Below are 8,389 nucleotides of genomic sequence, written 5' to 3' on the forward strand. Positions count from 1 at the left end.
TTGACTAAATATAGTAATGGGGGCTCGTACTATTTAAAGGGAATATTTAGCGAAAAATTGAAAATATAATTCTAGCAAAGATATAAAAAGGAGAAATAAAATCATATGAGGAGTAGGAAGGTTAAGAATACTGAACAAAGAAATGGTAAAAGAGTATTTATTTGGATTATGATTTTAGTTCTATTTGGCTGCATATCAGGATTTAGTTACTATGTTTATAAGAAACTTTACGTAGAAAATAGGCTGGTAAAAATTGAGACTAAAAATAAACTAGTAGAAGAAACTCCAAAACCGACTAAAAAGCCTGCTGAAAAGCCACCTGTTAAAAAGCCAGAAAATAACAATACAGCAAAACCAGAAAATGTAGCAACGACTATTAAAATTAGTGCGGCTGGGGATTTTACGATTGGATCAGATGAGAATTTTCACTATGTAAATTCCTTTACAGCTGAAGCAAATAAACATGGATTAGCGTATTTTACAAAAGGGCTAAACAATATATTTAAACAAGATGATTTATCTACTGTAAACTTAGAAACGACATTAACGAAGGCAACAAAAAAAGCATCAAAAACATTCCGCTTTAAAGGTGATCCTTCTTATGCAAAAATTTTAACATTAAGTGGTATAGAAGCGGTCAACTTAGCAAACAACCATAGTCATGATTATTTGCAAAAGGGCTTTGAAGATACAATAGATAACTTAAAAAAAGAAAAAATAGGTCATTTTGGCTATAACGATCAATATATAACGACTATTAAAGGTATTAAAGTTGCAGCACTAGGCTATGAAGGCTGGAATGATTCACCTGATTTAAGAATCAAAATCAACAATGATATACAAAATTTAAGAAAAAATGGTGTGAAAATTATCGTTATCCATTTCCATTGGGGCATTGAACGAGATTATATTCCTAATAGTACTCAAAAGAATTTAGCTCATTATGCAATTGACCACGGGGCGGATTTAATTGTTGGACATCATCCTCATGTTGTACAAGGAATTGAAGAATACAAAGGAAAATTTATAGCATATAGCTTAGGGAACTTTATGTTTGGTGGAAATAAAAATCCAAAAGATAAAGATACATTTGTCTTCCAACAAACTTTCCATCTAAACAATGGAACACTCACAAATCAAAAAGAAATCAGAGTAGTCCCATTTTCAGTTTCTTCACTAACTTACCGAAATAACTATCAACCATTATTCCTAAAAGGATCTGAAGCACAAAGAGTTAAAAAGAAAATAATCTATTATTCAAATCGGATTAAAGTATCAAGCTGGACTCAATATGAGAAATAAAAAGTAAGCAATCCGTAAATGGATTGCTTTTTTTAGATTATTGAATAAATACGCTAATTTTTAGAATAACAAGTTGTTCAAGCAACCAATAAAGGGTTAATTTTAGACCAATAGTTATGGGTACAAGTCCTTATTTAAAGTAACAATGCTATATTTTGGAAGGAATTTCTTCTTTTATATCGAATCAAAAGAATAACCTAATAGTAAGTAGATTACCAAATAAAATTTAGGAGGAATAAGAATGGATCTAAAGATTATTGCATTCCTTAGTATTTTCGTTTCCTTGATTTTATCAGTGTGGTTTGAGGTTAAAATGCAAAGAAAAACAAACAATGTTTTAGCTACGATGTCGATTGCATTTAATATTAACCTATTCATCTTAGGAATTGCGAGTATTTGGTGGTTACTTAATGCTAGTGATAGTGCGAGCATCATTTCTGGTGTTCAGTTATTATTAGCAGCATTTTTAGGAAATCTTTTAATTAATATCGGTGTATTATTTTTTGTTAGAAGTAAGAAAGTTTCGGAAATTTAATATGCCCGATTAGTACTTTAACTAATTTAGAACGACCTTAATTTAAACCTAGCATTGCTCCAATTTAATTAGGGGTAATGCTTTTTATTTTTTAAAGTAGCTCTAATCTATATTAATGGAAAAATGAGGAGAAATAATGGAATTATACATAAAAAAAATGACAGAAACTTATGCTACTGAAATTCTTAATTGGAACTATCCCGCGCCTTACGATTTTTATAATAATAAATTGAGCAAAGAAGCACTTGAAGAATTATTAGGGAACACATATTTTGCAGTAACCGACCAAAATGAGCTCTTAATTGGCTTTTATTGTATCGGTGAGACAGCCCAAGTACCAAAAGGAAATGAGTTTGGAGTATATGAAAACGAGTGCGTTGATTTGGGATTAGGAGTTAGACCAAATTTAACTGGGAAAGGGTTTGGAAGTGAATTTTTCAAGTTTATTCTTGAAAGGATACTAGAGTCAATAAATTTTTCAACATTAAGATTAACCGTTGCTAAGTTCAATAAAAGGGCGATTCGGCTTTATAAAAATTTTGGGTTTAAAGTAGAAAATGAGTTTTATACTGAGCGTGCTGAATTTATAACAATGGTTAGAGGAAAAAATTTAACCCCAGGCATTATTTAGTTGCCTGGGGATTAAATTTTAGCTCATGAACTCACTTACAATTAAATCATAACGGTATGGTGTAACTTCTTCATCGAATGAAAACACCGTATCTGCTTCGTCTTTATTTGTTACAAGCTCACCTCGAGCAAGAGCATGTATTTCTAAAAGTTCATAAAGTGAGATACTGCTTTTTTCAGTCATTGCTTCCGTTAGTATGGCTAAACTATTCGAATTACTTTTTGCGTTATTATAATATTCCATATTATCTTGTAAACCTAAGTCACACCAAATAACTTTTTGTTCGAATGTGTCAAATATAAGTGGAATACTTATTTTTTGATCGTTTGCTAAATCGAAACGATCAATTACGGTACTAGGCTCAAAGACTTTTCCAGATTTAAAATCATCTCGTAGCATCCATCCAGCAAAACAAACGGGTAAATTACAAAATGAATGATCTGAAAAGCTATTTACACTTAAAACTACATAGCGAATTCCGTTATTCTTAAGAGAAGGAATATGGCAGTCTACAAACTCACTAGCCCCTTTAGGAGCACTTGTGAAATCACCGCTGTGATAACATTTAAGCTGTTTATTTTTAAGCTCATAGTATGATATATCACTTATATAATTAAAGTTTTCATCATAAAATACTGCACTTAAATCAATATCAACATTTCCGGTATGTACTCCGTTTACATCTCCTTCTTTCCAATAAAGAAAGAATCTAACAATCTCTCCATCACCAATGGTAATATGGGATCCTCTCGGTATTGTTCTCAATGATTTACTTGCCGAGCGCAATCCCTTAGGTAAAGTAAAGCTACGATAAGATTCGTCAATCCATACTTTTCCAAGAGGTTCTTTAAATGAAAATCGTACAAATAAAGTATGTTTAACTACATTTAAAACCTCATCAATTAAAATATCATTTAGAGGTGTTAATCTATTTTCAAGCGCATAAAGCTTAGCAATATTTCCTTTTGGGAAAAATGTACGTATTCTTCTTTCATCATTACGCTTGCTAAAATGATTCCATAAACTCAATAGAACCGTAGTGGATATTTCCTTACTAACGCTTGAAAACTGTGAAATAATAAAGTGCTGATCATTTATATCAGTAAATGAGCGTAAAACAAAATCAAGTTTTCTAGCAAATTCACCAGGACGTTTTATTAGTTCACTAGTCAGTTTAGTAAGATTTTTCTCACTTAAATATTGAGTAATTTTACCTTGAAATGTAGTCACATTTTTTTCGTTCCTAACGATAGTAAATAATTTTGCAGTATGAGGATATCGTTTTGCATATTCTCCAGGATGTAATCTTTCTCCGACTCGTATCCATGCGTTTCGTCTTTTAACCATTTCTTCAATTGCATGAGGTATTTCATTTAATAATGAAATTACCATTTTACGTTCTTTTCTACTAAATGATTTAAATCTAGAACTAATGCTTAGAGAAGGATCACCATCACTCAATGCAGCACAAAAGCGCAAAATATCTGTTGCTGTTTTTAAGTAATTTGCGATTTCATTTTCGCTTAATTTTTTCGATTGATACAATAGCTTCAGTACTATTACCATTTTCTCTTTTGATAAGAATGCTTCTGGCAATAAGGTTAACGGTTCTTTATGAGTTGAAAGCACAGATTCAACATCTTCTATATCTTGTAAATTAAATGAACCACTACTATCTATTAATCTTTTAATCATATTAATTAAATCATCATGCATTGCAAGATTAATTATATTTAAGTTTTTATTAATTTTAACTGGCGGACGATTTTGAATAACGGCAAGAGGTTGAACATTAAATATGTAGTACAATAAGCTATTCATATATAGGTCAGCTTCATCAATATTCATTACATCATTTGGGAAGTTTTTATAAAAAGGAATATGGTCAACATCATAGCCTAGCTCGTGAGTAATCGTTTCCTTGAGTTCTCTAAACCAAGCAATAAACTCTTGATCATTCCATGTTTGCAAGATTTCAATTAACTCAAGTGAAAAAGTATATCCATAAGCTTCGAGTTGCTTTAAGGCCGTTGCCAATATTGGTTTTGGAAGAGTGTTGTTATGTTTTTCGATATAAAGGGAGCTCTTTCTTCGGAAAAGAATGTTTGTATGATTCATGTATGACCTCCAAATTTAATAATAAAAAAAACGAGGAAATCATTGAATCTAGAAAAAGTACTTAGAGTACAAACAAAAGTAGAAGGAAGATTCAATATAGCCTCGTAACCTTATCAATTCTGATAAGGAACACAGGAAAGAGACTCGCTAGATGAATCCTATCAGAGAGTATAGAAGGAAGCAGAGTCATAGCCTGTTATATTAGTTTAGTATTTATGTAAGCGTATTGCAACAGAAAACATAATAATGTTGCTTAATGTAGAGATCATTCAAAAATGTGGCCAAATAATTAGATGTGTCCCATGAAAAAGTGGTTTCAACTTTATTATCATAATTAAATAACTTAAGGTAAAAATAAGTACGCAAAATAAGATTGACATAAAACCAAATGGTTGTATATAATTCGAAGTATAACCAAAAGGTTTTATATCGAAATTTGAAAGAAGGATTGAAATGGGCGTACAAAACCAAGTTGAAGATATTAAACAAACCCTTATATATAATGCACCTATTCAAAGAGTCTGGGAAGTCGTGTCGACATCGGAAGGTATTTCTGCATGGTTCATGCCAAATGACTTTGAACCAGTCGTTGGTCACGAGTTTCATTTACAAGGTCCATTTGGTCCGTCACCATGTAAAGTTTTAGAAATTGATGAACCAAATCGAGTATCCTTTTCTTGGGACGTCGATGGATGGGTTGTTTCATTTATATTAAAGGATTTAGGTGAACAAACTGAATTTACTTTAATTCATAGTGGTTGGAAAACAGCAGACGAAATACTTCCAAAACCAAAACAAAAAAGTACTATTGTTCGTGACAATATGAATGGTGGTTGGACTGGTATACTTCAAAAACTTAAAAAGGTTGTTGAAAACTAGTGTCCAGTTCTGCACAAAAATATGACGTTTTCCAGGCGATAGCGGATCCTACTAGAAGAGAAGTACTTAAATTATTAGCAAATAATGAATTGCCTATTTCTGAGATATCCAGTAATTTTCCAATGAGTCGCACAGCAATTGCAAAACATCTCCATATACTTTCAGAAGCTGAATTAATTAGTGGAAGAAAGGTTGGCCGAGAAAGAAGATACAGACTTCAACCAGAAGCATTTTTAGAAATCAAACAATGGCTATCCTATTACGAACAATTTTGGGCAAATAAATTATCTATTTTACAACACCTTGTTGAAAATAATGAAGACAATGGCATTAAAGTAGCTAAAACGAAAAATGACAATACGGAAGATTAAATCAAGAGGGTGTCCCAAAATGTTTTGAGGACCCTCTTTTTACGGAAACTTGAATATTAATTGTGAGTTAAATTTTTAACAACTTTGAAACGAACCTTAATCAGATTCGTTTTTTACATAGACATTTTTCATTATACCTATATAATAAACTAATGTGACAAAAAATTATGGTTAAAGAATTATCAAACTTGAGGAGTTAAACAATGCATAAAGGAATATATATTTTAGCTATTGCAACATTTGTTGCCGGAACCGTTGAGTTTATTATTACCGGTTTACTGTCAATGATAGCAGGGGATTTACATGTTTCAGTTGGCGCGGTTGGTCAATTAGTTTCAATTTTTTCAGTAGTATTTGCATTTGGTGCTCCTGTTTTTATAGCGATCACTTCAAAAATGGAGCGAAAAAAATTATTATTAATCGCGTTAACAGTATTTTTCTTTGGAAATATTCTTTCAATAATTAGTCCGAATTTTGTTGTTTTGTTAATTGCGCGTATTATACTTGCAGCAAGTTGCTCAATTGTCATTGTCGTTTCAATAACGACTGCAGCAAACATCGTTTCCTCTGAAATTAGAGGTAGAGCAATTGGGGTTATATTTATGGGAATTAGTTCTTCTTTAGTTTTTGGTGTCCCATTAGGTACAGTTATTGGAGAGAATTTTGGTTGGAGAATGACATTTGTTTTAGTAGGTTTATTAAGTTTACTGTCTATGTTTGGGATATATAAATTTTTACCAAAAGTTGAAGGACAGCCTACGATCCCATTGATAAAGCAAGTAGCAACACTTAAAAATAAGAGTATTTTATCAATCCAACTTATATCATTTTTACAATTAACAGGACATTTTACAATTTATACTTATTTTACACCATACTTAATTAAAACAATGGGGCTATCAACAAACATGATCAGTATTGTTTTACTAGTATTTGGTATGGCGGGTATTTTAGGTGGCTGGTTAGGTGGTTGGTCGACAGATAAATTTGGCGGAAGTAAAACAATCGTATTTAATTTAGGTTTATTGGCTATTTCAATTTTAACTCTTACATTCGCACCAAGTTCAATCATTAGTTTATTTATTATCGTAATTCTTTGGGGAACAGTATCTTGGTCAATTAGCCCAGCAGTTCAAGATAGTCTTGCGAAAGTAGCAAAAGAGTCAGCAGATATACAAGTTGGATTAAATAACTCGTTTTCTCATACAGGAATTGCTTTAGGTTCAAGTTTAGGTGGTATACTAATTACTCAGTATCATGTAACAATGAATGCATTAGTCGGTGGTATTATCGTTATTTTTGCTCTATTTTCTGCGATTTACTCATTTGTTCAAACAAATAAAGTTAAAGCAAGTACAAATTAAAATGTAAATGGAAACGATGCGATTTTTATTGCATCGTTTTTTATTATTTATTTTTTTAGAATTGGACATTCTAATAATGAAGTTTTGCGACATAAAACTAATAGAATTAGAAGGTGAATGTTATGGAAAATAAACCAACACATTATGATGGTAGCGGAATGAATGAAGAAATTTTTGATCAAAATTTCGAACAAGAAGATTTTCAGGTTACAGAGGAAATGAGAAAAAGTATAAGTGGCAATCCTTATTATTTTGGGTAAGGCTTTAAAGTGAAGCGATACATCGAGTATCGCTTTTTTTATTATCTTTGATGAAAAAGTTATGTTATTTAGCTCTTTCATCAAATATGATTAATAGAAAAAGGAGGGTTACAATGAGCTCATTTGCAAAAACGCCTGAACCTCCATATTATGCAGTTATCTTTTGTTCCAAAAGAACAGATGGAGATAATGGATATGGTAAAATGTCTGACAAAATGGTTGAATTAGCTTCAAATCAAGAAGGTTTTTTAGGAGTAGAAAGTGCACGGGATCATGAAATGGGTATAACAGTTTCTTATTGGAAGTCACTAGATGCCATTAAATCCTGGAAAGAGCATGCAGCTCATAAAATAGCTCAAGACCGTGGCAAAAAAGACTGGTATGAATCATTCGCATTAAGAGTGTGTAAAGTTGAAAGAGATAATGTTTTTGAAATGTAATGAAAAGGAAATAAGATGAAGGTGAAGGAGAGTATGAAAGGAATAACTTCTAGAATGTTAGTAAATTCATTTAATTTGTAGGCTTAGTTGTAAAAAATATAAAATAATTGGAATAAATTTGAATGAAAATGATAGTTATTATCAATACTATAAATAAGAAAGGGCAACCATCTAGTGGTTACCCTCACATTTTTAGAGTCCTGGATCAAATGTTTTACAATCTGTTTCAGCAGTATTAGCAGCTTGTTTCCCTTTATGGCTCACAACATAAATGGAATCTGCACTACATTTGTTTCCAGAAGCCCAATATTTACAGTTATCAACTTCGCAAAGTACATCTTTTGCCATGGTAAGACACCTCCCTTAATTTTATCATTAACATTAATCACAGGATTGATACATACTTTTTGTTGTAAATTAATACCGGTGTAAGACTTTAAAAGGGAAGTAAAAAACCTTATCGATTAATCTAGTCTGAACCCCATTTTT

Annotated in this window: 10 protein-coding genes; 8 read left to right on the forward strand and 2 right to left on the reverse strand. The window is 31.5% G+C overall.

Annotation, left to right across the window (positions count from 1 at the left end):
- Positions 1-105: 105 nt before the first annotated feature.
- The 3 genes from COC46_RS17315 (at position 106) to COC46_RS17325 (ending at position 2,468) form a co-directional block, all read left to right on the forward strand.
- Positions 106-1,302 (forward strand): CapA family protein, encoded by a 1,197-nt coding sequence (locus tag COC46_RS17315; RefSeq protein WP_098811171.1) that lies wholly within the window; start codon positions 106-108, stop codon positions 1,300-1,302.
- 241 nt (positions 1,303-1,543) lie between these two features.
- Complete coding sequence (locus COC46_RS17320) at positions 1,544-1,837, forward strand: hypothetical protein (RefSeq protein WP_098811172.1); 294 nt, start codon at positions 1,544-1,546, stop codon at positions 1,835-1,837.
- 136 nt (positions 1,838-1,973) lie between these two features.
- Positions 1,974-2,468, forward strand: coding sequence for a GNAT family N-acetyltransferase (locus tag COC46_RS17325; RefSeq protein ID WP_098811173.1), 495 nt, complete (start codon positions 1,974-1,976; stop codon positions 2,466-2,468).
- Between the two features lie 18 nt (positions 2,469-2,486).
- On the opposite strand, the gene COC46_RS17330 is transcribed toward COC46_RS17325, so the two are convergent.
- Positions 2,487-4,586 carry a TerD family protein gene (locus tag COC46_RS17330; protein WP_098811174.1) on the reverse strand — a complete coding sequence of 700 codons (2,100 nt, stop codon included), beginning with the start codon at positions 4,584-4,586 and terminating at the stop codon, positions 2,487-2,489.
- 453 nt (positions 4,587-5,039) lie between these two features.
- On the opposite strand from COC46_RS17330, the gene COC46_RS17335 reads away from it, so the two are divergent.
- From COC46_RS17335 to COC46_RS17350, 5 genes are all read left to right on the forward strand, one after another.
- Positions 5,040-5,465: an SRPBCC family protein gene (locus COC46_RS17335; protein ID WP_098811175.1), complete on the forward strand. Its 426-nt coding sequence runs from the start codon at positions 5,040-5,042 to the stop codon at positions 5,463-5,465.
- Entirely contained in the window at positions 5,465-5,836 is a 372-nt protein-coding gene (locus tag COC46_RS17340; protein ID WP_098811176.1) for an ArsR/SmtB family transcription factor, read from the forward strand. The genes COC46_RS17335 and COC46_RS17340 overlap by 1 nt, the downstream gene beginning before the upstream one ends.
- Before the next feature lie 203 nt (positions 5,837-6,039).
- Complete coding sequence (locus COC46_RS17345) at positions 6,040-7,200, forward strand: MFS transporter (protein ID WP_098811177.1); 1,161 nt, start codon at positions 6,040-6,042, stop codon at positions 7,198-7,200.
- 122 nt (positions 7,201-7,322) lie between these two features.
- Entirely contained in the window at positions 7,323-7,460 is a 138-nt protein-coding gene (locus COC46_RS22330) for a hypothetical protein (protein WP_176545204.1), read from the forward strand.
- A gap of 113 nt (positions 7,461-7,573) precedes the next feature.
- The gene (locus COC46_RS17350; RefSeq protein WP_098811178.1) at positions 7,574-7,900 is read left to right on the forward strand and encodes an antibiotic biosynthesis monooxygenase family protein; all 327 of its coding nucleotides are present in this window, start codon (positions 7,574-7,576) and stop codon (positions 7,898-7,900) included.
- A gap of 192 nt (positions 7,901-8,092) precedes the next feature.
- Here the strand turns inward: COC46_RS17350 and COC46_RS17355 are convergent, their stop codons facing one another.
- Positions 8,093-8,248, reverse strand: coding sequence for a DUF1540 domain-containing protein (locus COC46_RS17355; RefSeq protein WP_098811179.1), 156 nt, complete (start codon positions 8,246-8,248; stop codon positions 8,093-8,095).
- Positions 8,249-8,389: the final 141 nt, after the last annotated feature.

It is taken from the genome of Bacillus sp. AFS041924 (genome assembly GCF_002577195.1).
In the GTDB taxonomy this organism is placed as follows: domain Bacteria; phylum Bacillota; class Bacilli; order Bacillales; family Bacillaceae_G; genus Gottfriedia.

What these genes read in the sequence shown, in the direction of transcription:
- COC46_RS17330 (WP_098811174.1), bottom strand. Translation starts at nt 4,586, where the DNA reads ATGAATCATACAAACATTCTTTTCCGAAGAAAGAGCTCCCTTTATATC.
- COC46_RS17315 (WP_098811171.1), top strand. Translation starts at nt 106, where the DNA reads ATGAGGAGTAGGAAGGTTAAGAATACTGAACAAAGAAATGGTAAAAGA.
- COC46_RS17350 (WP_098811178.1), top strand. Translation starts at nt 7,574, where the DNA reads ATGAGCTCATTTGCAAAAACGCCTGAACCTCCATATTATGCAGTTATC.
- COC46_RS17335 (WP_098811175.1), top strand. Translation starts at nt 5,040, where the DNA reads ATGGGCGTACAAAACCAAGTTGAAGATATTAAACAAACCCTTATATAT.
- COC46_RS17355 (WP_098811179.1), bottom strand. Translation starts at nt 8,248, where the DNA reads ATGGCAAAAGATGTACTTTGCGAAGTTGATAACTGTAAATATTGGGCT.
- COC46_RS22330 (WP_176545204.1), top strand. Translation starts at nt 7,323, where the DNA reads ATGGAAAATAAACCAACACATTATGATGGTAGCGGAATGAATGAAGAA.
- COC46_RS17325 (WP_098811173.1), top strand. Translation starts at nt 1,974, where the DNA reads ATGGAATTATACATAAAAAAAATGACAGAAACTTATGCTACTGAAATT.
- COC46_RS17320 (WP_098811172.1), top strand. Translation starts at nt 1,544, where the DNA reads ATGGATCTAAAGATTATTGCATTCCTTAGTATTTTCGTTTCCTTGATT.
- COC46_RS17345 (WP_098811177.1), top strand. Translation starts at nt 6,040, where the DNA reads ATGCATAAAGGAATATATATTTTAGCTATTGCAACATTTGTTGCCGGA.